Below are 26,072 nucleotides of genomic sequence, written 5' to 3'. Positions count from 1 at the left end.
CTGCAGCCTACCGGCCGGGCGCTCACGCGGTGTCCCGCCCGGCGCGGGCCGGGCGGGACGTCAACATATGTCAGGACAACGGCAGCCGAATGATCGACTGATTGCCGACGCCGAGATCGGTGGGGCCGTTGCCGATCGCGCTCCACACCTCGACCCGGATCGTGCCGTTGCGCAGGTTGCCGAGCGTCCCGGACGCCGACGCGAGGCCGGCCGCCTGCGTGTAGTGCTCGTAGCCGCCGACCGGGTCGGTGGCGAAGTAGCGGTAGGTCTCCACCCGGTCGAACGAGCCGTCGCCGGTCAGATCGTAGGAGACCCGCACCTGCGTCCCGTTGCCGACGTTCGTGCCGGCGTCCAGGAACAGATCAAAAGCGGTGCTGCCGCCGGTGTACGTGTTGGAGACGCCGGTCGCGGTGAACGTGACCGGGTTGCGCGGCGTGCCGTCGTGGTTGCCGCCGCCCGCGGACGTGATCGACACAGTGCCCGCGCCTGCGGCCGTGCCGCTGAGCCCGCCGCCGGAGATGAGGTAGCGGCTGGCGGCACCCACCGGCGGAGGCGTGGTGGGCGGCGGCGTCGTCGGAGCGGGCGTGGTCGGCTGCGGGGTGCCGCCCCCGCCGCTGCCACCGGTCCACGACCACGCGCCCGTGGTCACGGTCCTCCCGGCCGGCACGGTGATCGTCGTACCCGTGGAGAAGGTGACCGTGATGGGGTTCGCATTGATGTTCGACGCCACGTACGTGCGTGCCCCGTTCTTGACGAACGTCGCGGTCAGCGGGTGGTTCGCGGAGACGGACGTGTCGACCGTGCCGAGCGCGGCCAGGTTGCGCAGCCAGTGGAACGTGTGCGCCTTGCTCTCCCCCTCCTCCGAGGTGAACCCGCTGTTCGCCCGGAAGTTCGCCAGCGCCTGATCCGGGTTGCCGAGCGCCTGGAACTCCCAGAGGATGTCCTGCCACACGGTCGGCGCGCCGCCGTTGTTCCGGACCAGTTCCGCGTAGTTCGTGTTCACGTAGGACGGGTTGTAGCCGAGGTAGAGGTGCCCGCCGGTGATCGGCAGCATGTTGATGCCCTGGATCATCTCGGGCTCCGCGCTGAACCAGGTGGCGTACGCACCGCCGCTGCCCCAGACCATGCCGACCGTGCTGTGCCCGAACGCGGCCGGGAAGTTCGTGTCCGACGAGTCGAACCAGTACTCCTGGATCGCGGCCGCCTGCGTGGTGTAGAGGAACACGCCTGCGTCGCGGACCGCGGTGTTGCCGGTGACCTGGCCCCACTGGATCAGCGCGCTGGCGAAGTTCTGCCCCTCTGAGCTGGACTCCTGGTTGTTGCCGGAGCCGAACGAGCCGTGCCCGGACGCCCAGTCGTGACCGGCGTAGATGTCGAAGTCACGGAGGTACGGGAAGCGCGTGTCGTTCCGGTCGTAGTTGTTCGCGTCCCGGATCAGCAGGTCGATCATGCCGCCGTACTGCCCGTTCGACGCCCACGCCGGGTCGAACCGGGCGAGCGTGGCCGCGGCCGCCACGTAGTACCCGTAGTGGAAGTGGTGGTCGTTGAGCTCCTGGTCTGAGCCGTACGACGCGGGGTAGCCGATCAGCGTGCCCCAGTTCGCGTTGTAGTAGAAGAGCGACTGCGATTCGCCGGACGACGCGGTCAGCCAGTTCGTCAGCCGGGACTTGATCGCGGCGAGCGCGCTGCCGCGCACGGCCGTGTTGCCCACCTGGTCCGCGATCTCCGCGATCCGGGCCGCGCGGCCGAGGCCCTTGCCGGTCCAGTACGTGTCCGGCCCGCGGTTGTCCTCCGGGTTCGCCTGCGTCGCGTTGAGGTAGGTGTTCAGCGTGGTCAGGTCCGCGCCGGTGTTCGCGACACCGGGGATCTCCGGCAGCACGCCGCGGAAGGTCATCGCGGTCCGGAAGCTGGACACGCCGGTGAGCACCTTCATGGCGCCGCGCGCGGAGACGTAGGTGTCCGCGATCGGCGTCGACCCGCTCAGGTACTTCCATTGGTGCGGGTAGAGCGAGACCACGGTCCCGCTCGCGCTGCCCTCCCGCGCCGTGGTGGTGAACGCGTACGTGGTGCTCAGCGCGTTGTTGCCGCTCGGACTGTAGGTGTACGAGATCCGGGTGCCGGTCACGTGCGCGTGCGCGTAGGTCCCGTAGCTGCTCGCGAGGGCCTGCTTCGCGCTCGCCGAGGTGGACGACGTGGTCGGCAGCACCGCGACGGAGAAGTACCCGCGGCCGGCCAGCGACGACGTGATCGACGTGCCGCTCACCGCCCAGGTCGCGCCGGACGGCGCGTACGCCACGTAGTCGCTGCCGCCGGCCGTGAAGCCGATGACGCCGCCGCTGTTCGACCACACGCCCGGCGTGCCCGCGGTGGTCAGCTGCGCGTTGCCGCCGGTGACCTGGTAGTAGGAGAACGGCAGACCGTGCCCGATGGTGGCCCTGAGCGTGCGCGTGCCGTCGCTCCAGTAGGGAGTGACGGTCCAGTCGCTCCAGCCGTCCACCCTGACGTCCGGCGAGTTCAGCCCCGCCACCCCCACCTGCAGGTCCTGCACGTAGGGGTAGTGGTACTCGCCGACGCCGGTAGCGGTGCCGCTGATCGCCGGCGTGGTGGTGTAGGACAGGCCGAGGCCGCCGGCGAGCGTGTCGTAGGCGAGTGGGTGCGCGTGCAGCGGCTCGCTGTAGGCGCAGTCGGTGCGCTTGAACAGCAGCGAGGACCACCAGTCGTTGGTGGGCACGGCACCGGACGGCGCGTTACCGGTCACGTACTGCCGGGGGTTGGTGGTCAGCGAGCCGCAGCCGCTGGGCAGTGCCGCACCGGCCGGCGGCGTCTCGGTGTAGCTGCCGGCGCCGACCACCGCGGCGTCCGCGGAGCGGGTGACCGCGAACGTGAGCAGGCCGGACATGAGCGCGAGGACGGCACCGGCGGCTATCGACCGCCGGCGGCTTCTGTGGACGGGCATGGGTGCACCTCTTCCTGAGGCGGGCGACCGGGGAGCGCCGGTGCCGCGCTCTCTGAGAGCGCTTTCACGGGTGCGGTAAGAGTGACGGCCGTCTCTGCCTGTTGTCAAGAGAGCGCTCTCAACGGTATTTATCGGCCTCCTTCGATATGGTGGGAGTCGTCGAGAGGGGTCGCACGTGCGCAGCCGTACCGTCGCCGGATTTGCTCTGGTTCTCGCTCTTGGTGGGTGCGGCGAGGAGGCGCCCGCGCCGGTTGCGAGCGACGACCCCGCCCGGGCGGCCGCGATGACCGCGCTCGCCCGCTCCGACGACCATCTGCAGACCGAGAGCTTCACGGTGGAGGTCACGTCCGGCGACGCGATGCGCACCACGAGCCGGATGGACGTGCCGAACCGGCGCGCCGAGTCCGCGCTGCGGCAGGCGACGGGCGAGGAACAATCGATGACGGTACGCACGCGGCTGCTCGGCGACGACGTCTTCATGCAGATCGACGGCGTGGCGATCCCGGGCGTGGACGCCCGGTGGATGCGCATCGACCCGGCCCGGATCCCGCGCGGCCAGGAGGTCGGCTTCGCACCCGGCCGCAACGACGCGGGCGGCGCCGACCGGGTGCTCGCCGCGATCACGGACGCGAGCCGGCTGCCGGACGGCCGCTACCGGGGCACGCTCGACCTCGGACAGGTCGGCACCGGCACCGGCCTGTCGTTCAGCACCACGGACATCTCCGGCCTCGGTGACGCGGCCCGCGCGGTGCCGTTCCTGGCCACCCTGGACGCACGCGGCCGCCTCACCCACCTGCAGATCGACCTGCCCTCGATCACCGCCGGCAAGGCCCCCATGATCGAGACGCGCTACTCCGCGTTCGGCGAACCCTTCACGGTCGCGCCGCCACCCGCGGACGAGGTCGTCACCCCACCGGACTCGGTCTACCGATATTTCGGGGGATGACCGGTCACCCACGAGGGCGACCGGCTTGTCCGCGACCGGATGGGCTCGAACACTGGACGTGAGTGAAGGTGAACGTCCGAGTGAGGGGTGCGGTCATGGGATACGACATGCCGGGGTGGCTGGGCTGGGTGATCGCGGGCGTGGGGGTGCTGGTGCTGGCCGCGAGCGCGATATTGCTCGCGTGAGGTTGCGTCCATCCGTCATCATCGTCGGGTGACCACGCTCAGCCAGATCATCGCGATCACCAAGGGAGTCAAGGCGCAGAGCCTGCGCGACTTCACCGACGCGCATCGGAACACGCAGAAGGCGCCGCTGCTGTCCGGCATCTCCCGGAAGTACCGGCCGAAGGACGAGGAGGGCGAGCAGCTGCCGCCCGAGTCGACCCGCGTGCAGCTGTCCGCCGAGGACGTGCTGGCCGAGACCGCGACGACGCTGACCCGGCTCTTCGATCTGGTGCTGACGCAGGACTCGGCGAACACGGTGGCCAAGGCCGACGTGGTGGTCGACGGCCGCACGCTGCTGCGCGACGTGCCGGTGACCTACCTGCTCTTCCTGGAGAAGCAACTGGCCGACCTGCACACGTTCGTGGACAAGCTGCCCGTGCTGGACCCGGCGGAGAGCTGGTCGTTCAGCCCGGAGATCGGGGCGTACGCGTCGGATCCGGTGGAGACGGTGCGCAGCCGCAAGGTGATGCGCAACCACGTCAAGGCCGAGGCGACCAAGGAGCACCCGGCGCAGGTCGAGGTCTTCACCGAGGACCAGCCGGTCGGTTACTGGACGACCGTGAAGCTCTCCGGCGCGCTGCCCGCGACCCGGGTCAAGGAGCTGCGCGAGCGCGTGCAGCGGCTGCAGCAGGCCGTGAAGTTCGCCCGCGAGCAGGCCAACACGTTCGAGGTGACGGACGCGAAGGCCGGGGAGGCCGTCTTCGGCTATCTCTTCGCGCGATAGATTTCTCAAGACTCCCCGCTGTGGAGCGGCGGGGTGGGGTGCCCGATGCGGCACCCGCACAAGCTGAGACTGAACGGATCAGACTGAAACGCTCGACGGTGACAGTGAAGGTTCGAGTCCTTCCCCCGCGACCAGCCACCGCGGGGTAGCCCAATGGCAGAGGCAGCCCTCGGCACTTCAAGATCAGACTCTCGCTCCAGGCTCAGCATTCGCCACCGATCGCCAGATCGAACGGTCGCGGAGTGACGCCACGTGATACCGGTTCGAGTCCGGTTCGCGCCTCCAACTCGGCGCGGTAGCTCAATGGCAGAGCGCGATGGCCTTAAACTCATCCGCGGTCTTAAACGCCACTGGCGTGCGCAATTGGGTGGTCAACGTGGGGGCCCCGGGTAGGGTAACCCGGGGCTCCGCCATCTTCGGTCTATCCGACTCGGCCGGCGGTGAAGGCGATCGCCTCCTCCTGGAACCCGGCGTAGTTGATGTGCGCGGCCAGGCTGGTGCCCGACTGGCAGAAGCGGTCGTTGCGGTTGCAGTACGACTGGATGCGGTCGGCGAACCCGTCCAGCGCGCCGGCGCCGCGCGGGAAGACGCCCTGCCGGGTGCCGTCCGTGACGTTGAAGTCCTCGCCGCGGGTGAACGTGGGGTCGCCGAAGAGCAGCACGGACGCGACGTTGCCGGTCAGGTCGTCGTCGAGCCGGGCGAGCGTGTCACCGACCACGTCCGCGCCCTGGGAGTAACCCATCAGCACGAACCGCGTCTCCGGGCACTCGGCCGCGGTGTCCGCGATGTCCTCCTGGAGCTGCGTCACGCCGGCCCGGACGCTGGCCGCGTAGTTGAAGTTCGCCGGGTAGTCGAGCGCGGTGGTCCGTACCGTCTGGGGAAGTTCTTCGGTCATCCGCTGCGCCAGCGGCGTCAGCACGATGCCGAGGCCCGGCCGTTCCGTGGTGCCGCGCGCGCCGATGATCTCGACGTCGGCGCAGTCGTTCGCCGGTGCGGTCGCGGCGAACGCCATCGGTGCCGCGATGACGCCGCCGCCGACGGCCAGCGCGCCCGCGAGGACCATGGCCAGCTTCTTGCCCTTCATCCTGATCTCCCATCCACCGGAAGTTATGTAAGTGCCGGTGCACAAAGATTCACGGAGCGGAGCCGGGCGCGGGTTCACTCCTAACGGGTGAACCTGTGGTTTTCCGCAGGTCGACTGGGCGGTCCGCCGCATTCCGGGCCGGTCCCGCCGTCCATACGGTTAGTCACCATGGCCATAACCAACGAACCGCCGATGGACGGGATCGCCGGCTGGGCGGTCTCGATCATGGAGACGCTCGGCGCACCCGGCGCCGGCCTCCTCATCGCGCTGGAGAACCTCTTCCCGCCGCTGCCCAGCGAGGTGATCCTGCCGCTCGCCGGGTTCGCCGCGTCGCGCGGTGACCTCAGCCTCGGCTCGGCACTGTTCTGGACGACCGCCGGCTCCGTGATCGGTGCCGTGATCCTCTACTGGGTGGGCGCGGCGATCGGGCGGAACCGGCTCCGGGCCGTCGCCGACCGGCTTCCACTGATCAAGCTGTCGGACATCGACCGGACCGAGGCGTGGTTCGCGAAGCACGGCGGCAAGGCGGTGTTCTTCGGGCGCATGATCCCGATCTTCCGCAGCCTCATCTCGATCCCGGCCGGCGTCCAGAAGATGAGCTTCGGCCTGTTCCTGCTCTACACGACGCTGGGCAGCCTGATCTGGAACACCGTGTTCGTCGTCGCCGGGTACGTGCTCGGCGAGAACTGGCAGGTCGTCGAGGAGACCGTCGGCGTCTACTCCAAGGGCGTGCTCGCGGTCTGCGCCGTCATCGCGATCGTGTTCGTGCTCTACCGCCTCCGGAAGCACTACACGACCAGGACCCCTACTCCCCCAGGTATCTGATCTCATTCCCCCAGGTATCTGAGCACGGCCAGGACGCGGCGGCTGTAACCCTCCGCGTCCGCCAGGCCGAGCTTGTCGAAGATCGACCGGACGTGCTTCTCGACCGCGCTCTGCGACACGTGCAGGCGCGCCGCGATGGACGCGTTGTTGTGCCCCTGCGCCATCGCGTCCAGCACGTCCCTCTCCCGCCCGGTCAGCCGGGTCAGCGGGTCCGTGTGCGTGGTCCGGCGCAGCAGCTGCCGGACCACCTCGGGGTCGAACGCGGTGCCGCCCGCACCCACCCGGGCCAGCGCCTCCAGGAACTCCCCCACGTCCGCGACCCGGTCCTTGAGCAGGTAGCCGACCCGGGTCCCGTGGCCGGTGAGCAGGTCGACCGCGTAGCGCTGCTCGACATATTGCGACAGCATCAGCACGCCGATCGACGGCCAGCGCCGGCGGATCTCCACGGCCGCGCGCAGGCCCTCGTCCGAGTGCGTCGGCGGCATCCGGACGTCCGCCACCACCAGGTCCGGCACGTGCCGGGAGACCGACTCGACCAGCGCGGCGCCGTCACCGACCGCGTCCACCACGGTGTAGCCCTCGTCCACCAGCAGCCGCCGCAGGCCGTCCCGGAGCAGTGCGGAGTCCTCCGCGATGATCACGCGCACGGGAGCATCACCCGTACCTCGGTCGGGCCGCCGACCGGGCTGATCACGGCGAACCGGCCGTCCAGCGCGGCCACCCGCCGGGCCAGGCCGGTCAGCCCGGCGCCACCGGGATCCGCACCGCCACCGCCGTCGTCCGACACCCGAACCGTCATGGTCCTCCGCTCCCTCGTCACCACGATCTCGATGCGGGACGCGGACGCGTGCTTGACCGCGTTCGTCACCGCCTCAGACACCACGAAGTAGGCCGCGGTCACCACCGGCGCGGGCGGCGTCTCCGGCACGTCGTAGCGCACCGTCACCGGAATCGGCGCGCGCTCGGCCACGCCGGCCAGCGCGTCCCGCAGGCCCAGCGTGTCCAGCGCGGCCGGATAGACGCGCCAGGCGACCTCGCGCAGCTCGTCCAGGATCTCCCGGGACTCCGCGTGCGCCTGGGCCAGCAGGTCCGCGGACTTGACCTCGTCGCCGGCCGCGCCGCTGCGCCGGGCCCGGCCGAGCAGCATGCCGAGCGCGACCAGGCGCTGCTGTACGCCGTCGTGCAGGTCCCGCTCGATCCGGCGGCGCTCCGCGTCGACCGCGGCGACCACGTCCGCCCGGGTCGCGGAGAGCTGCTCGATCCGCATGCGGAGCAGGTCGGCCGGGGTCGGGCCGAGGAAGCGGCGGGCGACGTTGCGCTCCAGCCGGACCACGCCGATCAGCCCCTGCACGCCGAGGAACAGCGCGAACCCGCACGCCACGCTCAGATAGGTGATGATCCACGGGCTGGGCGGGATGTTGTCCGGGTAGCGGCCGGTCAGCCAGTACCAGACGAAGACCGTGACCGTGGCCGCACCCCAGACGAAGAGTGCCAGGATCCCCCCGCCGAGCAGGCCCACCGGCCAGCGCACGCCGAGGTAGGCGAGCGCGCGCTCCGGGCCGTAACCCCGGTAGGTCTTGGCCTCGGTGTCGCCGAAGAGGCGGTAGAGGCGGTGCCGCTCGAACTCGGCCAGTCGCAGCACGATGCTGGCGAGCCGGTGCATGGACGCCTCGCGCGCGGACGGCCAGGCCAGCGCCGGTGCCAGCACGATGCCGCCCGCGGCCAGCCCGGCCAGCGTGGCGACCGCGGTCAGCGCGCCGACCGCCAGGCCCCAGACCAGGCGCGCACTCGCGACGACCGCGCTCCAGATCCGCACCCGTCCAGGCTAATGGGTGTGGTTTTCCGCAGTGCTCAGCGCTTCTTACCCTCGACGCTGGGCAGGTCGCCGAGCGCGAGCAGAACCTCGCGCAGCGCGTCGGCGGCCGCGCGGGCCGCCTCCGGGCTGACCCGGGCCAGCACCGCGTGCTGCGCCTCGGCCTGCGCGCGGACCGCGGCCTCGGCCGTCTCCATGCCCTGCGCGGTGAGCCGCACCCAGGTGGAGCGCGCGTCGCGATCGTCGGCCTCCTTGACCACCAGCCCGTCCTCGACCAGGCGGCGCAGCAGGTTGCTGGTGCCACCGGAGGAGAAGCGCAGCCGGTCGATCAGGTCGACGGGACGCAGCCGGTGGGGCTCACCGGCGGCCCGCAGCACGGAGAGCACCTCGTGCTCGGCCTTGGTGAGGCCGAGCACGGCCAGGCTCGCGTTGGTCGCCTCGTGGATCAGGATGCTGAGTCGCGAGGCGCGCTTGCACAGCTCCAGCTCGACGCCCGCGAACGTGGGCAGGTCCGCCCGCCACGCCTCGACGAGCGCGTCGACGGCGTCCCGGCGTGCGGTGGCCTCGTTCACGAGGTCCAGCATACATTTCCTCTTGCATCGCGAAAGCTTTGCCGATAGCTTTTTGAAAAGCTTTCCGGATTCACATGAGGAGGGGTAGCACATGATCGTCCTCCGCAACGGCCACGTCATCACCATGGATCCGCAGCTCGGCGAGCTGCCCGCGACCGACGTGCTCATCGCCGGCGACCGGATCGAGGCCATCGGCCCCGAGCTTCCCGCCGAGGGCGCCACCGAGATCGACGTCCGCGGCGAGGTGGTGCTGCCCGGCTTCACCGCCGGCCCGGACACGTTCCGCCGCCTCCGCGCCGCCCTGCGCGTCGAACGCGACGCCTGCACCCCCGCCACCGGCTCACTGCCGGTCACCGAGGCCGCCACCGAGACGCTGCGCACGGCCACGTCCGGCTCGCTGAACGTCGGCGAACGCGCCGACATCGTCACGCTCGGCGGCCTCGAACACGTCATGGACCTCTCCCGCCTGGCCGGCGCGGTCATCACCTCCCTCGGCCCTGACGACGTCCGCACCGTGCTGGTCGGCGGCCGCATCGTCCGCAGCATCGCCCCGGTACCGGCGACCACGGCCGCCTGACAAACCACGATCACAAGCCTTCTTTCCCGCTTCCAGCGTGGTGCCGCCGGGCGCGCTCCCGCGGGCACCGGTCGTCGCTGGCGCTCCTCCCTGCCGGTTCCGGCGCGGTCACCCAAACCCGCACCGCCGCCCCCGCGTTCCGCCCGGCCATTGCGGGCGCGGGTTGTCGTAGTCGACTGCCATGATGCGGGCCGTGACCGACGCGTTGGTGGTGTTGAGGCGGGAATTCGAGTCCGCCGAGGGGAGCTTCATGCTCCAACTGCGGTGTGATCTCGTCTGGGACCGGGCGGCGTTCAGCCGGTTGGAGCGCTCGATGCGGGTGGCCTGCGGGCAATACGAAGGCAGCGACGAGAACCCGGGAGCCTAGGGGTTTTTGAGCAGGTGGGGGGTGGGGAGGCCGGCGGCGGTGAGGAGCGCGGCTTCCAGGCGGGGATCGGTGGCGGCGTGCTGGGCGAGCAGGTGGGCCAGGGTTGCCGGGGGGAGGGTGGCGGCCACGCCGGCGAGGCGGCGGATCGTGGACTCCGGCGATTCGGGTGGCCGGGCCGCGGCGCCGGCGGGCGAGGCGGATGCGGCCGGGGAGTCAGTGTCGGGCGCGAAGGTGGCCGGGTCGTCCAGTGTGTCCGGCAGGGTCGCGGTGGGTGACCACGGGAACGCCTCGTTGAGTGCGGTGACGACGACGGCGACCAGGTGGACGCAGAAGTTCTCCGGGCCGGTGGTGACCGTGCCGCACTCGCAGCGGCCGGTCAGCGTGCCGTCGACGAAGCCAGCCCAGGCGCGCTGCGGGGCCGGGCTGTCCTGGCCGACGGTGCCGAGCGCTCCGCCGGAGTGCGGGCGCAGGTCGTCCACGTCCTCGGCGACCGGGTAGGCCGCGTCGAGGATCTCCGGGGCCACGCTGCCGTGCAGGGAGTCAAAGTCGATCAAGACCACCATGTGGCCCAACGTACCCGTTCACACTTGATGTCAAGGCTGTCTGGGCTCGTCGGCGGGGAGGAAGTCCTGGCCGGTCCAGACGAAACGCGCGGTGGTGACCGCCTCGTCGCCGTCCACGTCGCCCGCGATCAGCTGGTGGATCGCGATGCCGTCGACCTCGGAGTACGTGCACCACTCCTGGTCTGAGGTGAGCATCAGGTCCAGGTCCAGGCCCGTCAGCACCTCCATCAGCTGGCCCCGGTTCATCTGGTCGACGCCGACGAACACCTCGTCCAGCAGGATCAGCCGCGGCGCCTCCGGTGCGGCCCGGTAGTGCGCGGCCGCGGCCGCGAAGAGCGGCAGGTGCAGCACGATCGCCTTCTCGCCGCCGGACTTCGCGCCGTGCTGCTTACGCGTGACCGGCGCCCACTCCTCGCCGCCGGAACGCATCTGCACCACGAACCGGTGCCAGCGCCGGTAGTCGAGCACCTCGCTGAGCTGCTGGTCCCAGCCGGTCGGGGCGCCGGTGGTGCGCAGCTCGTCGATCCGGGCACGGAAGAAGTCGTGCAGCACCGCGCGCTCGTCGCCGGAGAGCGTCGACGGGTCGGCCAGCAGCAGGTCGCGGGCCTGCTTGAGGCCGGGGCCGAGGTCCGGGTTGACCTCCCAGACCAGGCGCACGCCGAGGCCGGAGACCGTGCGCACCTGCTCCAGCTGCGCGCTGACCTGCCGGACCAGGCCGGTCGCCTGCCGGATGCGCTCGGCCACGTGCCGGCGGGTGTCGCCGATCAGCGTGCGGTCGAACAGCGCCCGCTCCTCCTCGCCCAGGCGGCCGCGGGTCTCGTCGCGCTCCGCGGTGACCCGCGCCGCCAGCTGGCCTGGGCTGATCCGCAGGCCGTCCACGGTGGCCGAGACCACCTGCACGTCGCACTGCTCGTCGGCCTCCATGGCCAGGTCGGCGTAGCCGGTCAGCGACTCGCGGATGGTGTGCAGCACGTCGGCCAGCGCGCTCTCGTCCTGGCGCAGGTGCCGCGGGCCGTGCGGCAGCGAGCCGCACTCCTCCGCGATCGCGCGCGCGGCCTGCAGCGTGGCGGTGACCGCACCGAGCCCGGTCAGCCGCGTCTCCAGGCCCGCGTCCGGGCCGAGCAGGCCGGCCAGCCGGGCCAGCCGGGCGACCGCCTCGTCGCGGGCCGCGGTGGCCGCGTCCCGGGCGCGCTCGGCCGCGTCGGCGCGCGCGTTCAGGTCGCTGATCCGGCTGATCAGCTCGTCGTGCCGGGGGCGCAGCGCGCGCTCGTCCCGCCGCAGGCCCTCGGCCCGGGCGCGCAGCACGTCCACCTGGTCGAGGACCGCACCGAAGTCGCTGCCGACCGCGCCCTCCACCGACTCCAGGCGGGTCCGCGCGGCGTCCACCTTCTCGCGTGCGGCCGTGAGCGTCTCCTCGGACTCGGCCGCGGCGGCCGTGGACCGGGTCGCCGCCTCCTCCGCGTCGGCCAGCCGGCCGGCCGCGTTGTCCCGTCGGGCGCGGTCGGCCAGCCAGCCCTCGCCGGCCTGGCGCAGCGCCCGCAGCGCGTCCGCGAGCTGGTTCAGGTCGGCGGCCGTGGTCGGCAGGCTCTGCCGGGAGCCGGTCAGCGTGAGTTCGCGCAGCGTGGCGCGGGCCGTCTCGTCCGCCGCGGCCAGGTCGGACTCCGCGTCGGCGAGCTGGTCCTGCAGCGCGGCGAGCCGCAGCTCCGCGCGCTGCACCGCCTCGAGCGCGCGGGCGCCGTCGGCCAGTGACGGGCGGGCGGCCGCCTCCGCGTCCAGCGTGGCGCGCTCGGTGCGCAGCCCGGCGATCGCCATCGCGACCTTCTCCCGGGCCGCGTCCAGCGTGGCCAGCTCGCCGGCCAGCTCGGCCAGGCGGCGCTGGCGGGCGCGCTCGCGGGCGTCCACGCCGAGGAACTCGGCCTCCGGCTTGGTCCAGCTGCCGAACGCCGGGCCGAGCCGCCAGGTGCCGTCCGCGCCGACGCCGGCGCCGAGCCGGGGCGCGGTCTCGCCGTACCCGATCGCGTTCAGGATCTGCCGGACCACGGTCGGCGCGACCGGTGCCGCGTCGCCGCGCTCGACCGGCGCCACGTCCAGCACGGACAGCAGCGAGTCGCCGGCCGCCGGCACCGCGCCCATCGAGGCGACGAACGAGTCGTGGCCGTCCGCGGCCAGCCCGATCGAGCCGTCCGGGCGGATCCACGCGTCCAGCAGGCCGGACGCCTGCAGCGCGGCCTCGACCGCGGCCTGGGTGGCCGGCGGTACGCCGTCGTGCCAGGCGACCACGCGCCAGAGCGGCGCGCCGGGCCGGTTCGCGTCACGGGCCGCGGTGCGCTGCGGCGGCGCGGCCGGGTCGCCGGGCGGGCGGCGGGTCAGGGCGGCGTACTCCGCGGAGAGCGGCGTGCGCTTGGCCAGCAGCTCGCGGTCGCGGGCCATGCCGGCGGTGTGGTCGGCCGCGATCCGCTCCCGTACCTCCGCGGTCACGTCGCCGATCAGCGAGGCCAGCGCGACCTCGTCCGCGCCCAGGTCGGCCAGGACCGGGGCGACCGGCGCGACCGGGAGCACGGTGCACGCGGAGGCCCAGGCGGCGATGCTCTCCCGGTGGGTGGCGACGCGCTCCTCGTACGCCGCGCGGGCCGTGGTCAGCGTGGCCTGCACGTCGTCGCGGTCGGCCGCGCGGGCCTCACGGCGCGCGGCGGCCCGCTCCCGTTCCGCCGCGGCCCGGGTGTGCGCCACGATCGCGGCGCGGACCTCCTCGACCTGGCCCTCACGGCCGAGCAGCACGCCACGCAGCAGCGCCCGCGCCTGGTCGATCGGCTCGTCCGCGAGCGGCTCGACCAGGCCGGCCAGGCCGGCGCGCCGGGCCAGCGCGCTGGTCTCGTGCCAGGACCGCTCGACCGCGGCGGACGCGGACGCCAGCTCGGCGCGACGTGTCTCGACACGCTCGGCGTCCCCGCTCGCGTCCGTGCGCCGGGCCTCACCGGACGCCTCCGCCGCGGACTCCGCACGCTTCGCCTCGCGCAGCGCGGCGCGGAACCCGTCGAGCTGCCGGCCGTCGCGGTAGGCCGCGCTGTCCCGCAGGCCGCCGATGGCCTCATCGGTCAGCGCGACGTCGCGCTCCAGCTCCTCGCGCCGCCCGGTCACCTCGGCCTGCTCCGCGACGGCGGCCGCGTGCGCGTCCCGCTGCCGGGCCGCCTCGCCCGCGACCTCGCCCAGTTCCGCGTCCGCGTGGATCAGGTCGGCGGCACCGCGGCGCAGCGCGCGGCGGGCGTACTGCTGCTGGCGCTCGGCCAGCCGGGTGGCCGCGTCGACCTCGGCGTCCAGCGCGCTGAGCCGCTCCCGGCTGCGGTCGAGCCGCTCGAAGCCCTCGGCGATCTCGGCGAGCCCGGCCGGGTCGAGCGGCGGCAGCGCGCGGGAGAGCACCTCGGAGAGCGCGTCCGGGTTGAGGTGCTCGGAGAGCTTCGGCGTGCGCAGCTGCAGCAGCGTGGCGATCAGCGCTTCGTACTGCGCGTCGGACAGGCCGCGGAAGACCGCCTCGCGGACCGCTCGCCGGTACGGCTCGGCGCCGGCGTGCACGGTGCCGTGGCCCTCCAGCGCCGCGGCCAGGTCGGGCTTGGTCAGCGGCACGTTACCCGGCTTGACCAGCGAGAACCCGCCGGGCACGCCGACCCGGGAGCCGGTCGTGAAGAACGTCGCGTCCACGGTACGGGTGTTCGACGACGCCGCGAGCCGGGCGCCGCACGTGAACCACTCGGCCGCGCCGTCCGGCCCGGTGCGGCCGAACTCCAGCCACACGTAGCCGACCCGGGTGGTGTGCGGGTAGCCGTCGCCCATCAGGTTCCAGTGCATGGTGCGCTCGGAACCGCCGAACGTGGACAGCCGGGACGGGCGCAGCGACGCGTCGAACAGGAACGGCAGCAGCAGCTCCAGCGCCTTGGACTTGCCGGTGCCGTTCGGCCCGCGCAGCAGCAGCCGACCGTGGTGGAACGTGAAGATCTCGTCGAAGTAGCGCCACACGTTGAGCACGCCGGCCCGGGTCGGCGCCCAGCGGTCGGAGCGGAGCTGGCCGGCCAGCTGGCGCGCGACCGCGACCGCGAACGGGTCGTCGGACGGCTGCTGCTGGGGCAGGGTCAGCAGGGTCATCGCGCCCTCCGGGGCCTCGGGGTCTTAGCGCTCGCGGCGGGAGCGGCGGCGTAGCGGGCGGCGGCCGGGCGAACCCGGATCGCCTCGCCGTCAATGGTCAGCTTGAAGCGCTCCAGCACGGCCAGCGCCTCGCCGAGCAGCCGCTGCGCGCCGCCGTCCGAGCGGTAGGTGCGTGCCCACGCGGGCAGCTCCGCGAACCGGGCCGCTATCCGGTCGGCCAGGACGGTGCGGGGCACCGGCTCCGGGTGCGCGGCCAGGATCGAGTCGAGCAGCAGCAGCGCGGTCTGTGCGGGCACGCTGTTCTCCGCCGGGAACCGCTCGTCGGTGGCGACCGCGTCCGGGTCTATCGCGAGCATGCCCTCGGCGCGCTCCTCCAGTTGCAGCCCGGCCTCCTCGACCGCGGCCCGGATCACCCGGCGGCCGGCGACTCCGGTGGCGTACGCCCGCTCGGCCTCGGTCAGCTCGTCGAAGTAGACCACCGGGTCGTCGAGCAGGCGGCGGACCAGCGAGTGCCGCAGCCGTTCCGCGTCGTCGTCGTAGCGGTCCTCGCGGACCAGCGCGGCCACGTCCGGGCCGGGCAGCCGGGACGGTGCCTGCGGCGCGGCCAGCAGCCGGGCCAGGCGGGTGGCGTCCACCCGGTAGAGCACCTTCGCGTCCGCGTGCTCCAGGTAGGCGTCGGTGCTGCCGTCGGTCGCGGTGAGCGCGCCGAACCGCTCCAGCATCATCAGCGCGTCCACGTAGGCGCGCCGGTCCTCGCGGCTGGCGCTGTCGAACGTGGGTATCACCGGCTCGACCGCAGTGGCCTGGGTGAGCCGGCCGGCCAGGATGCCGATCGTGGTGACCTGGCCGGTGAGCAGCTCGGCGGCGAGCACGCAGAACAACGCGTACCGCCGGCGGTCGAACGGGTCCCGGTTGCCGCGCAGGCGGCGGGCCGGGCGGGTGCCGTCCGGGCGCGCGGAGACCTTGGCGAGCCGGGCGTAGCCCTGGCGGGCCTCCACGGACAGCCGCCAGCCGGTGTGCTCCTCGAACCACGGCACCAGCTCGGCCGCGTGCCGCGCCACCAGGAAGAAGTCGTCCGGGTCGGCGGCGCGGGTGAGCAGCGGCCGGGCCAGCAGCGCCCGGATCGCCTGCGCCCGCTCGGTGCCGCGCTGCCGGTCGAGCTCGGAGCGCAGGTCCGTCACGCCGCCACCTCAGGGAGAATCACGCGGTCGCCTCGCGGCGGAAGTCGGTGCGCAGCGGGACCGGGGCGGCCTGGCCGGGCCGGGACTCACTGATCGAGACGATGAAGTCCGGCGCGACCAGCACGCCGCGCGCGGTGCGCACGTAGGCCAGGTGATGGTCGGGCGGTGGCAGCAGCACGACGTCCAGGCGACCGTCCGCGGTGGACGCGCGCCGCTCGCCGTCCCGGGCCGGCACGGTCAGCGCGCGGGCCAGCAGCTCCAGCAGGCGGGAGAAGCTGCCCTGGTCGAGCCGGGCGAACGCGGAGAGCCGCACCGGGCCCGGCGTGGCCAGCCGGGACCAGGCCTCCTCAAGCTCCAGCCGTTCGCGCAGCGCGCGCTGCCGGCGCTGCTCGCGGATCTCCGTGGTGTCCCGCACCCGGGCGGTCCGGGCAGCGCGGTCGGACTGCCCGTGCGTGCGCAGCAGCGGGGAGACGTGCACGCCCGGCGCGCTGAACCAGGACGTGCCCGGCCCGACCGCGGTCGGGTCGTCCGGCGCCAGGTGGGTGTGCCGCGCGGACCACAGCCCGGTCGCGGCCGCCCACAGCTCGTGCGCGGCCTCGTCCGTCTCCGCGGTGGAGAACCAGCGGGCCAGCGTGCGGAAGTCCGCGGCCGTGCTGGACCCGCGCCGGCGGGTCTCGCTGAGCCGCTCCAGCGCGCGCATCAGCGCCACGATCGCGCTCCGGGCGGTATCGGCCAGGTCCTCCACGCGGGCGCGCCCGCCGCCGGCCGGCCGGAACCAGTCGCGCAGGCCGGCCCACCGGGCGGCGCGCCGCTCCAGGAAGCGCGGTGCCGGGTCGGCCTGGCCGGGCAGCACCGGCAGGTCCGCGCCGCGCAGCGCCCGCGCATGCAGCGCCTCGACGCCGCGCTCCTCGACCCGGGCGACGGCCTCGGCGATGGTGAGCCGCCGGGTGTCCAGGCCGGTCACGAAGTCGGTCAGGTAGGCGATCGTGGCCTGCTTGACCTCCTGGAACACGGCCGGGTCCGCGCCCTCGTCGCGGAGCAGACGCTGCAGCCGGCCGTTGAACCGGACCACGCCGGACCGCAGCGCGGTGAGGTGCCCCTCCAGCTCGGTCACGGCGGTGTGCACCCGCCGGTCGTCCGCGCCCTCGTCGCCGAGCAGCGTGTCCAGCTCGGCGAGCCGGGCCGCGATCGCGTCCAGCACGGAGGTCTGCAGCGCGCCGGAGGAGTCGAGCAGGTCGAGCGCGTGCAGCAGGCCCTGATATGCCGCCTCGCCCTTGCGGCTCAGCGAGTAGTGCAGGTTGCGGCGCTCGTATTCCGCGGCGGAGGTGTAGTGCGCGGCGTGGTTCTGGGTGCGGTCGACCAGGCCGTGCTTGTGCAGCGCGCCGAGCGTGTATTCCAGGGACTCGTCGGAGACCGGCTCGTGCCACCCGATCTCGGGCAGTCCCGCCAGGACCTCGTCGAACGTCAGCGCCGCCCGGAGTCGCTCCGCGGCCTCGCCGAAGACCTGCATGACCGCGGTGTGCAGGTCGGCGCGCTCGGTGGTGGTGAAGGCGAACATGTCCGCCGGCACGCGCCGAAAGGCAGGGCGTGCGTCGCTCACCCGCGTCCCCTCCTCCGCCGGTGCCCTGGGATGTCGTGTGCCGGGACCCATCGCGGACCCCATGGCAGGCTACAGGTCCGGCCGGGGTTGCGCTTTTCCCCATATGCCCCGAAACCCGGACATTTCCGGCTTTTCCCAGTCGGTCGGATCGGAGAAACATCCACGACCACGACGACGCGCGCTCCGTGACGCCGGTCACAGCCTCACCGCGGTGCGATCACCCGGTGCGCGGTGAGGTGGGCCAGGATGGAGTGATTGGCCTCCCAGCCGTCCGGGAACTTGACCGGGACGTTGAGATGCACGGGATCGGTCGACGGGTGCGCGTCCAGCAGGTCCGGGATGCCGGCCCGGGCCACCACGATGCAGGCGTGCCGGTGGCGGGACGTGAGCACGCACAGCCTGCCTGACTCCAGGTGGAACGCGGTGGCGTCGCGGCGGCCGGAGAGCGGGTGCAGCACCACCGTCACGTCGTACTCGCGGCCCTGTAGCCGGTTCGCGGTGTCCACCGTGATCGTCTCGCCCGGCGTGCCGCGCAGCAGGTGGCGAATGACCGCGGCCTGGTCGCGGTGCGCGGTGCCGATCGCGATCCGGGTCGCGTCCACCGGCGCGCCGTCCCGGGAGCGCTCGGAGATCGCGACCGCGCCGGCCTCCAGCACCCGCAGCGCGAGCGCGGCGCACGCGGCCGCGGCCTCGCCGTCGGTGCGCAGCGTGTGCCGGGCCGGCAACTCGTAGAGCGCCCAGCCGGTCGCGGCGGCCTGCGCCACCGCGGCGCCGACCGGGTCCGATCCGGAACCGGTGTCCAGCACCAGCGACCGGTCGCCCGGCTCCGTGCCAGCGCGGAAGCCGGTGAACGGATAGAACGCGGGCGCGACCACCTCGGCCGCGGACGGCGGCAGCCGCCACGACACCGGGAGCCGGTGCACCGGCAGGTCGGGGTTGTGCCGGAGCAGCACGGAGACCGCGCTGAGCATCGGGTCCCAGGTCAGGCCGGTCCAGCGCGCGGACTCCACGGTGGAGAACGGGTCGAGCTGGCCGGGGTCGCCCACGAACAGCGCGCGGGAGAACCGGGACGCCACGCGCAGCAGCGAGTCCGAGCGCATCTGGTACGCCTCGTCCACGATCGCCCAGGCCCACGAGCCGTCGCCGACCGTGGCCCACTTCGCGGCCGTGGCGATGATCACCGAGCCCTGCCCGACGTCGCCGATCTTGGCGCCGACCGTGACGGACCCGTGCTGGGCGACGCGCTCGGACGCGCGGTAGTCGCCGGCCGAGAGCCGCCCGATCGGCAGGTCCGGCGCGGCCGTGGCGAGCCGGTCGATCAGGTCGTCGACCTGCTCGTTCGTCTGGGCGATGACGATCAGCTGCTCACCGGCCTTGGCCAGCACCTGCGCGGCCTTGACCACCAGCGTGGACTTGCCCGCGCCGGGCGGCGAGTCGACCACCACGCCGCGGTGCGAGCCGCGGCCCAGGTCGGCCAGGACCGCGTCGACGACCGCGTTGGCGGCCCTGCCCGGCGACGTCACGACCAGTCCTCGGTGGCCGCGTGGTCGCCCTGGTCCAGCGGGTCGTCCGCGATCGAGTAGTGCGGCGGGCCGCCGTGCGTCCACGGCGTCTCCTCGCGCGACGGGAACGTGCCGGGCGGCGCGTAACCGAGGCTGAGGCTGGTGTAGCAGATCCGCTCCCCCACCTCGGGCACGCTGCCGGGCGGCGCGGACAGCCCGCGGCCCATGCCGCCGGACAGCTCCAGCACCACCTCGGTCTTGCCGCCCTCGTCGTCCGGCGTCACGAACACCACGCGCGCCTTCTGCGCCTGCCGGGACGGGGAGACGAGCGTCGCGCCCTCGGTGAACAGCACCGGGTCGGTGGTGACCACCTGGATGCGCGGGCGCAGCACCGGCCGCTTGCCGGTGTCGTCGACCCGGGTCGGCTTCGAGAGCGTGACCTCGCCGACGAACGCCTCGCCGCCCAGCCGGTGCTCCGCCATGATCAGCGGGTCGTCGAAAGCGCGCTCGATCGCGTAGGACTGGCCGGCCCGCTCCAGCTTGTGCAGCCGGGTGGCGGCCGCGACCGCGCCGTCCCGCCGGGCCTGCGGTGCGCCGCCGCCCTGCACGTAGAGCGAGAAGTCGCTGAACACGTCGCGATCCTGCGCCCAGCGGTTCTCCACCGACGCGCCGGGCGGCATCGCCCGCATGACGCGCAGCCCGCGCCACATCAGTTCCCAGGTCGGCGCCAGCTGGCCGCGGAGAAGATCTTCGAGCTGCCGGTACGCCGCACGCTCCGCCTCCGGGTCGTCGGCCTCGGACGCGGCCCGGTAGACGTCCATCGCGGGTCCGAGCACGTCGTTGTCGAAACCCGGGTCGGTGGCCGGGCCGGCCGGCGGGCACACCTCCGGGTCCTCGGCGAGTCGCGCGGCCGCGGCGCCGGTACTGCCGGGCGGCGGCGCGATCCAGCTGACCAGCGAGCCGAGGTGGGCGTCCTCGTGCCCGCTCTGGCCGGTGGCCCAGTGCGCGGAGAGCATCTCGGTCAGCGACAGCAGCATCGACGACCCGGGCTGCTCGGCGCGGTCCGCGAAGAACGTCAACCAGCGACCCAGCAGCGGTACGGACGGGAGCACCGGATAGTCGCCGTCGGTGCGCCGGAAGCGGGTGGACCGCCCGAACAGCCGGATGAAGCCGATGCCGGCCGGCGCGGGCACGATCAGTTGCGGCGCCTCCAGGTAGCGGTAGCGCACGTCACGCTTGCGGTCGGTCGGCACCGCCTCGGTCGCGCCGCAGAAACCCTCCACATAGGGCAGCAGGATGTCGGCGAGCCGGGCCGCGAAGTCGAAGCGCTGGCCACGGTCCCGGGGCTGCGGCACGATCAGCAGCTCGGGCCGGTCCTCCTCGGTGCCGACCATCGCGGCCAGCGGCGCGTTCGCCTCACCGGCCATGGTCAGTGGGATGAAGACCAGCGGCAGGTCGGAGAGGTGCACGTGCCGGACCGTGGTGATCGGTTGTGCTCGTCCCGCCGCGACCGCCTGCGCCTTGGCCAGCGCGGTGAGCGTGCTCACGGCACGAGCTCCGCGCGCAGCCGATAGGCGGCCCGGAGCATCGCCGCGGCCTCGGCCTGCTCCGGCTCCGGCTCGATCCGGCCGCTGGCCAGCGCGAGCACGGTCTGCACGTCCTCGATGCCGCCCAGTTCCTCGCGCACCGACCGGCCGAGCACGGCGGTGGACGTGCGCGCCTCGCTGCGGCAGAAGAAGGACAGCTCGCAGGTGGCCAGGCAGTCCGGCGCGTAGCGGGCTGGCACGGCCGCGACGTCCGCGGTCAGCGCCGCCGGGTCGCGCGCGGGCTCGCCGTCGTCGCCGGCCTCCAGGTCGAACGAGATGCCGTCCGGCAGCGTGTCCAGCAGCGCGTCGATGCCGGCCATCCGGGACAGCTGACGGCGCAGCACGCTGAGCTGGCGGCGGACGTCGATCCGGCTGGAGACCGGCACGTTGGAGAAGTCCTTCGGGCAGACCAGCAGCACGTCGTGCGAGACCGTCTCCGGGTCGCGGCCGGCCTCGGCCAGCGCCTCGCGCAGCGCGAGCACGTAGACCGCGGCCTGGGTGGCGGCGGCGGAGACCTTGCCCGGGTCGGCCTGCTCGTCGATCACCGGGAACGACTTGATCTCCACGACGTGGTAGCGGTCGTCGAGCTGGAACGCGACCAGGTCCGGCTCCAGGTAGACGCGCCGGCCGGCCACCTCCAGCCGCAGCATCGGGTGGTCGAGCAGCGTGTCCGGATTGTCGCGCAGGGCCTCGAGGGTGCGGGCGTAGCGCTCCTCGTTCGAGGCCTTGGGTCCACCCGACAAGTCCAGATATTTCGGGACATCGACGCCGAGGAGGTCGACGAGCTGCTCGCCCTCGTTCGCCTTCAGCCGCGCCTCGAACACGTTGCCGCGCACGATCGCGAACGAGGACTGACCGAAGCGGCCGGGGAAGCCGATGTGCTCCGCGACCTTCATCTTGTCGACGCCCGCGCCGTCCAGGACCGCGCGGCGCGTGCAGCCCGGATTCCCGGTGAGCGCCGCGATGGTGCGGGCGTTGTGCCGGCGGGGGGCCACCGGGCCGCGGAGCCGGGCGAGCCGGGCGTCTGGCGTGCTGGTCTGCGCCATCCGAGCAAGGTACAACCTCGCGGCGGGAAAACCAGGAAGAGGCGCGGCGTGTCGCACAAATGTACGGCACGCCGCACCCATTCCGGAAAATCCGCCTATGAGTGTTCTTTTTATCTTAGAACGGGCAGGTGCTCCGGTACTCCTCGACACTCGAACTTGTCCCCGGCCCCGGGCAGAGGAACTGCGTGTACCGGGTGTCGTCGTCCACCCACCGCTTCAGCCAGGCGATGCTGTGCTTCGCGATCGTGGTGTTCGACGAGTTCGGCGTGAAGTGCGTGGCGCCGTTCAACTCCAGGTACGCCTTGTCCGCCGACGACGGCAGGCCGTTGTAGAACGGCTCGGAGTGCGACGAGACCGGCGCGACCGTGTCGCCGTCCGCGCCGATGACCAGCGTCGGCACCCGTACCGTCGAGAAGGTCTTGGTGGTGTTCCAGCCGGTCAGCGGGATCGCGGCCTGCAGCGCGGGCCGGCTCCGGGCCGCCTCCAGCGAACCGCCGCCGCCCATCGAGTGGCCCATCACCGCGACCCGCGACCCGTCGATCCGGTTCCGCACCGAGCTGGACCCGGTCAGGTAGTCCGCGGCCGCCAGCAGCTGCCGGCCGCGCGAGTCCGGCTGATCCAGCGTGGTGAGCGTGTCGATGGTGAGGACGACGAAGCCCTGCGACGCCAGCCGCGGGCCCAGCCACGCGATGCTCGACTGGTACGCGGTGAACCCGGGCGAGATGACGACCGCGCCGAACGTACCCTCGGCCGTGCTCGTCGGGTAGTAGATCGTCCCGCCGCCGAAACCGCTCACCAGCAGCGAGGAGACGCTGGTCTGCGCGGTGCCGAACGGCCCGCGAAGCGCCTCGACGCTCGCGTTCGTCGGGTCCGGGCCGCGCTCGTAGGGACTGGCGGCCGCCGCGGACGCGGGCGCCGCACCGGCGAGACCACCGGCGGCCAGTGCGAGCGCGAGGACGCCCGCGGTCAGGAATCGTGGCTTGTGCACGTCGCTGTACTCCCTGCCTCGACGAATTCGATGGACATCGATCAGAGTGCGCGCGGCGGCCCACTCCGCGAATCGGTGAAATCACCGGTCTCGGCGGGCGTTAGGTTTGACGCCCAAAGATCGAATTGCCTGGGGGTACGCATGGACGAGCGCGAGGTACGGCGAAGGATCTCGGCCCAGGAGCTCTACCGGGACGCCGACCCCGGCCTGGAAGGGCTGGAGGAGGAGCGGATCCGCGGCAAGGAGCTGGCGCACGACTTCAACGCCACCCGGCCGCGCGAGACCGCGGAGCGCGATCGGCTGCTGCGCCAGATGCTCGGCAGCGTCGGCGAGCGCGTCTGGGTCGAGCCGCCGATCCGGGTCGCCTACGGCCGCTACACGCACCTTGGCGACGACGTCTACGTCAACGTCGGCCTGACCGTGGTCGACGACGGCGAGATCGTCGTGGGCAACCGGGTGATGTTCGCACCCAACGTGACGATCACGGCGACCGGCCACCCGGTGCACCCGGAGATCCGGCGCGACGGCACCCAGTTCTCCGCGCCGGTCCGGATCGAGGACGACGTGTGGATCGGCGCCGGCGCCACGATCCTGCCGGGCGTGACGATCGGCCGCGGGTCGGTGATCGCGGCCGGGGCGGTGGTCACCGCGAACGTCCCGCCGATGGTGGTGGCCGGCGGCGTGCCCGCCCGCGTCCTCCGCCCGATCACCGACGCGGACCGCGACTGGACCTACCGCCCACCCCGGAACCTGCCCCTGCCCTGACGAACACCCCGCCCTCGTCGTGATCAGGGCCTCCCCGAAGCGGTTGGAACAGCATGGGGGACGCCTCGATCACGGGTAGAGCGCCCGGGGTGTTCCGGACCACGACGGGACCGGTGCCCGCGGGAGCACTGGGAACTCAGCCACGCCGGAAGCGGGAAAACAGAATTTGATCTAAAAGACCTTCGCTGCCAGCAGCGGCAGCACGTCCGCGGCGGGAACCGGCCGGGACAGCAGATACCCCTGGAGGAAGTCGCAGCCGAGGTCGCGCAGCGCGTCGCGCTGGAACGGATCCTCGACGCCCTCGGCGACCGTGGCCATGCCGCAGGAACGGGCCAGCGCGACCAGCGCGGTGACCATGTCGCGGCCACGCGGCGTCCCGAGATCGTCGACGAACACTTTGTCGATCTTCAGGGCCTCGACGTTGAAGCGACTCAGCCTGCACGCAGAGCACCGCGGCGGTGCCCGACATCGCGAGCGTGACCAGCGACGACAGGCCGCGGCCGAGGGTGCCGTCGGCGGCCGGAAGGACACCGGCGGCCAGCACCGCGACGAGCGCGGCGACCGCCGCGGCCACGGTGGTCCGCTGTGCTCGGGTCCTGCCCGAACGGTCAGCACCGGTCCGGCCGGGGTTAGATTTTCGCTGCTCAGGGCAGTCAGAGGGGAGAGTACGCGGAGAGGGAGGACGGCGATGTCGCTATTACACCGGCACGGTAACGACGCGAAGGCGGACAAAGACGATGAGCAGGGCACGAAGCCGGCGGACGAATCGCCCGCATCGCCCGACGAAGGGCCGGGCAGTCCGGCTCAACTGAGCGGCAACTCGCTGTGGAACGCGATCAAGCGCACGGTCACGGAGTTTCAGGACGACAACCTGACGGACTGGGCCGCGGCGCTGACCTACTACGGCGTACTGTCCATCTTCCCCGGCCTGCTGGTGCTCGCCGCGGTCCTGGGCCTGCTCGGCGACGACACGCTCACCCGCGTGGTGGACAGCATCAAGCCGCTGGTGCCGGGCGAGACCGGCCAGATCCTGGACAGCATGGCCAAGCAGCTCGGCTCCGCGGACACGTCGTCCGGGCTGATCGCGCTCCTCGGTCTGGCCGGTGCGTTCTGGTCCGCGTCCGGGTACGTGGGCGCGTTCATGCGCGCGTCGAACTCGATCTACGAGGTGCCGGAGGGCCGCCCCGTCTGGAAGACGCTGCCGATCCGGGTCGGCGTCACCGCGCTGGTCGGCGTGATGCTGGTCGCCTGCGCGGTCATCGTGGTCTTCACCGGCGGGCTGGCCGAGACCGTGGGCTCCGCGATCGGGCTCGGCGACGCCGCGGTCACGACGTGGAACATCGCCAAGTGGCCGGTGCTGCTGATCATCGTGAGCCTGATGTTCGCGGTGCTCTACTGGGCGTCGCCGAACGCGAAGACCGGCGGGTTCCGCTGGGTCACGCCGGGCGGCATCATGGCCGTGCTGGTCTGGGTGGCGGCCTCGGCCGCGTTCGGGTTCTACGTGGCGAACTTCGGGTCCTACAACAAGACGTACGGCACGCTGGCCGGCATCATCGTCTTCCTGGTCTGGCTGTGGATCTCCAACATCGCGATCCTGCTCGGCGCGGAGTTCGACGCCGAGCTGGAGCGGCGGCGGGCGATCGCGTCCGGCACGCCGGCGGACAAGGAGCCGTTCCTGGAGCTGCGCGACGACCGCAAGGTCAAGAAGTAGCCTTATCCGGACATGAGAAAGGCCCCCGGTGCGCACCGGGGGCCTTTTCCGTGTTCCGCGATCAGAAGGTGGAGTTGGTGCTCCGGGAGCCGGCGAACGTGTCGTCGGTCGCCGTGATCGAGGAGGTGGGGGTGGTGGTCGTGGTGCTGGTGGTCGACGTGGTGCCCGTGGTGGAGAGCTTCTCGCCGATCTTGCTGTTCGCCAGCTTGTCCTTGCCCTCGCTGTACAGCCGGTTGGCCTGCGCCTGCGCGACGCCGGCGGCCTCCTGCACGGTCGGGTGGTCCAGGACCTTGCGGGCCTGCACCCGCAGCTCCTCGTACTTCTCCCGGCCGGCGCGGGCGCCCAGGACGAACCCCGCGGCCAGCCCGCCGATGAACAGAAGCTTTCCGCGCATGGTGGCGGCTCCTCTCGTGCCTTGACGCAGCACTGCCTGGAGGCAGCACTGTCGCGCCTGTCGTGTGTTGCTGCCGGGGTACGTACCCATCCTGCCCCCGCGCCATGCCCCCGTGTGCGGTAGTCCCTGAAATGTCCGGAAAGCTGGCACGGCCACGTCAGGTAACCCGGTGGCAGAACCCCCCAGGAGGTCATGTAAGGTTGTCTCCGTTGCCAAGGGAACGGGAGAAATCCGGAGCCCAGGCAGTGCACGATCCCCTGTAGCTCAATTGGCAGAGCAGCCGGCTGTTAACCGGCAGGTTATTGGTTCGAGTCCAATCGGGGGAGCGAGAGTCCAGAGGCCACTCTGCCCGCAGAAAGCGCGGGCCGGGTGGCCTCTGTTCTGCTCCGGGGCCGAGCCCCGGAAACCCCACGGTGCGTCGGTCGCGTGAGTGCGTCGGTCGCGTCAGTGCGTCGGTGGCGAGGCGGCCGGTTGCGGGCGCTTCGGAGCCGTTCGGTGCTTTGGAGCCGTT

Annotated in this window: 22 protein-coding genes and 2 tRNA genes; 9 read left to right on the top strand and 15 right to left on the bottom strand. The window is 72.5% G+C overall.

Annotated features, from left to right (window positions below; genetic code table 11):
- Positions 1-70: 70 nt before the first annotated feature.
- Complete coding sequence (locus J2S43_RS00870; RefSeq protein WP_306826536.1) at positions 71-2,956, bottom strand: glycosyl hydrolase; 2,886 nt, start codon at positions 2,954-2,956, stop codon at positions 71-73.
- Between the two features lie 175 nt (positions 2,957-3,131).
- Here J2S43_RS00870 and J2S43_RS00865 point away from each other — a divergent pair, with 175 nt between their 5' ends.
- From J2S43_RS00865 to J2S43_RS00855, 3 genes are all read left to right on the top strand, one after another.
- The gene (locus J2S43_RS00865) at positions 3,132-3,902 is read left to right on the top strand and encodes a hypothetical protein (protein WP_306826535.1); all 771 of its coding nucleotides are present in this window, start codon (positions 3,132-3,134) and stop codon (positions 3,900-3,902) included.
- A gap of 213 nt (positions 3,903-4,115) precedes the next feature.
- A complete protein-coding gene (locus J2S43_RS00860) occupies positions 4,116-4,850 on the top strand; it encodes a DUF7873 family protein (RefSeq protein ID WP_306826534.1) in 735 nt (244 codons plus the stop codon).
- A gap of 27 nt (positions 4,851-4,877) precedes the next feature.
- A tRNA-Phe gene (locus J2S43_RS00855) sits at positions 4,878-4,984 on the top strand.
- Between the two features lie 287 nt (positions 4,985-5,271).
- Here the strand turns inward: J2S43_RS00855 and J2S43_RS00850 are convergent.
- Entirely contained in the window at positions 5,272-5,934 is a 663-nt protein-coding gene (locus J2S43_RS00850) for a cutinase family protein (RefSeq protein ID WP_306826533.1), read from the bottom strand.
- Between the two features lie 168 nt (positions 5,935-6,102).
- Here J2S43_RS00850 and J2S43_RS00845 point away from each other — a divergent pair, with 168 nt between their 5' ends.
- Complete coding sequence (locus J2S43_RS00845) at positions 6,103-6,759, top strand: DedA family protein (protein ID WP_306826531.1); 657 nt, start codon at positions 6,103-6,105, stop codon at positions 6,757-6,759.
- 2 nt (positions 6,760-6,761) lie between these two features.
- Here J2S43_RS00845 and J2S43_RS00840 read toward each other — a convergent pair whose 3' ends face one another.
- From J2S43_RS00840 to J2S43_RS00830, 3 genes are read right to left on the bottom strand one after another with little or no spacing between them, the layout of a single operon-like run.
- Entirely contained in the window at positions 6,762-7,406 is a 645-nt protein-coding gene (locus J2S43_RS00840; protein ID WP_306826530.1) for a response regulator, read from the bottom strand.
- Positions 7,397-8,575 (bottom strand): sensor histidine kinase, encoded by a 1,179-nt coding sequence (locus J2S43_RS00835; protein ID WP_306826529.1) that lies wholly within the window; start codon positions 8,573-8,575, stop codon positions 7,397-7,399. Before J2S43_RS00835 ends, J2S43_RS00840 begins: the two co-directional genes overlap by 10 nt.
- A 35-nt stretch (positions 8,576-8,610) precedes the next feature.
- Complete coding sequence (locus J2S43_RS00830; protein ID WP_306826528.1) at positions 8,611-9,156, bottom strand: MarR family winged helix-turn-helix transcriptional regulator; 546 nt, start codon at positions 9,154-9,156, stop codon at positions 8,611-8,613.
- Between the two features lie 79 nt (positions 9,157-9,235).
- Here J2S43_RS00830 and J2S43_RS00825 point away from each other — a divergent pair, with 79 nt between their 5' ends.
- A complete protein-coding gene (locus J2S43_RS00825) occupies positions 9,236-9,721 on the top strand; it encodes a hypothetical protein (protein WP_306826527.1) in 486 nt (161 codons plus the stop codon).
- A gap of 193 nt (positions 9,722-9,914) precedes the next feature.
- On the top strand, positions 9,915-10,088 hold the full coding sequence (locus J2S43_RS00820; protein ID WP_306826526.1) for a hypothetical protein: 174 nt from the start codon (positions 9,915-9,917) through the stop codon (positions 10,086-10,088).
- Here the strand turns inward: J2S43_RS00820 and J2S43_RS00815 are convergent.
- The 8 genes from J2S43_RS00815 to bdeA all read right to left on the bottom strand — a co-directional run bounded on the left by J2S43_RS00815 (position 10,085) and on the right by bdeA (position 22,691).
- On the bottom strand, positions 10,085-10,651 hold the full coding sequence (locus tag J2S43_RS00815; protein ID WP_306826525.1) for a hypothetical protein: 567 nt from the start codon (positions 10,649-10,651) through the stop codon (positions 10,085-10,087). The two genes, J2S43_RS00820 and J2S43_RS00815, sit on opposite strands and share 4 nt — an antisense overlap.
- Before the next feature lie 30 nt (positions 10,652-10,681).
- Entirely contained in the window at positions 10,682-14,788 is a 4,107-nt protein-coding gene (locus tag J2S43_RS00810; RefSeq protein ID WP_306826524.1) for a TIGR02680 family protein, read from the bottom strand.
- Positions 14,785-15,969, bottom strand: a complete 1,185-nt coding sequence (locus J2S43_RS00805) for a TIGR02678 family protein (RefSeq protein WP_306826522.1) — start codon at positions 15,967-15,969, stop codon at positions 14,785-14,787. Before J2S43_RS00805 ends, J2S43_RS00810 begins: the two co-directional genes overlap by 4 nt.
- A gap of 19 nt (positions 15,970-15,988) precedes the next feature.
- On the bottom strand, positions 15,989-17,569 hold the full coding sequence (locus J2S43_RS00800) for a TIGR02677 family protein (protein ID WP_306826521.1): 1,581 nt from the start codon (positions 17,567-17,569) through the stop codon (positions 15,989-15,991).
- 203 nt (positions 17,570-17,772) lie between these two features.
- Entirely contained in the window at positions 17,773-19,092 is a 1,320-nt protein-coding gene (locus tag J2S43_RS00795; RefSeq protein WP_306826519.1) for an AAA family ATPase, read from the bottom strand.
- Entirely contained in the window at positions 19,089-20,618 is a 1,530-nt protein-coding gene (locus tag J2S43_RS00790; RefSeq protein ID WP_306826518.1) for a hypothetical protein, read from the bottom strand. Before J2S43_RS00790 ends, J2S43_RS00795 begins: the two co-directional genes overlap by 4 nt.
- Positions 20,615-21,703: a hypothetical protein gene (locus tag J2S43_RS00785; RefSeq protein ID WP_306826517.1), complete on the bottom strand. Its 1,089-nt coding sequence runs from the start codon at positions 21,701-21,703 to the stop codon at positions 20,615-20,617. Before J2S43_RS00785 ends, J2S43_RS00790 begins: the two co-directional genes overlap by 4 nt.
- A gap of 115 nt (positions 21,704-21,818) precedes the next feature.
- Positions 21,819-22,691 carry a bis(hydroxyethyl) terephthalate hydrolase gene (bdeA, locus tag J2S43_RS00780; RefSeq protein WP_370881576.1) on the bottom strand — a complete coding sequence of 291 codons (873 nt, stop codon included), beginning with the start codon at positions 22,689-22,691 and terminating at the stop codon, positions 21,819-21,821.
- A gap of 141 nt (positions 22,692-22,832) precedes the next feature.
- Between bdeA and J2S43_RS00775 the strand changes: the two genes are divergently transcribed.
- The gene (locus J2S43_RS00775) at positions 22,833-23,456 is read left to right on the top strand and encodes a sugar O-acetyltransferase (RefSeq protein ID WP_306826515.1); all 624 of its coding nucleotides are present in this window, start codon (positions 22,833-22,835) and stop codon (positions 23,454-23,456) included.
- A gap of 171 nt (positions 23,457-23,627) precedes the next feature.
- On the opposite strand, the gene J2S43_RS42090 is transcribed toward J2S43_RS00775, so the two are convergent.
- Positions 23,628-23,852, bottom strand: coding sequence for an EAL domain-containing protein (locus J2S43_RS42090; RefSeq protein ID WP_370881575.1), 225 nt, complete (start codon positions 23,850-23,852; stop codon positions 23,628-23,630).
- Positions 23,853-24,144: 292 nt separating this feature from the next.
- Between J2S43_RS42090 and J2S43_RS00765 the strand changes: the two genes are divergently transcribed.
- Positions 24,145-25,167: a YihY/virulence factor BrkB family protein gene (locus tag J2S43_RS00765; protein ID WP_306826512.1), complete on the top strand. Its 1,023-nt coding sequence runs from the start codon at positions 24,145-24,147 to the stop codon at positions 25,165-25,167.
- Positions 25,168-25,228: 61 nt separating this feature from the next.
- On the opposite strand, the gene J2S43_RS00760 is transcribed toward J2S43_RS00765, so the two are convergent.
- Positions 25,229-25,561, bottom strand: coding sequence for a hypothetical protein (locus J2S43_RS00760; RefSeq protein WP_306826511.1), 333 nt, complete (start codon positions 25,559-25,561; stop codon positions 25,229-25,231).
- A 253-nt stretch (positions 25,562-25,814) separates the two neighbouring features.
- Here J2S43_RS00760 and J2S43_RS00755 point away from each other — a divergent pair.
- Positions 25,815-25,887, top strand: a tRNA-Asn gene (locus J2S43_RS00755).
- The last annotated feature ends 185 nt before the right edge of the window (positions 25,888-26,072 follow it).

Origin of the sequence: Catenuloplanes nepalensis, from assembly GCF_030811575.1 — a bacterium.
GTDB classification, from domain to species: domain Bacteria; phylum Actinomycetota; class Actinomycetes; order Mycobacteriales; family Micromonosporaceae; genus Catenuloplanes; species Catenuloplanes nepalensis.
The sequence above is the reverse complement of the archived record's forward strand: the minus strand, read 5'-3'. Positions and strand labels throughout refer to the sequence as shown.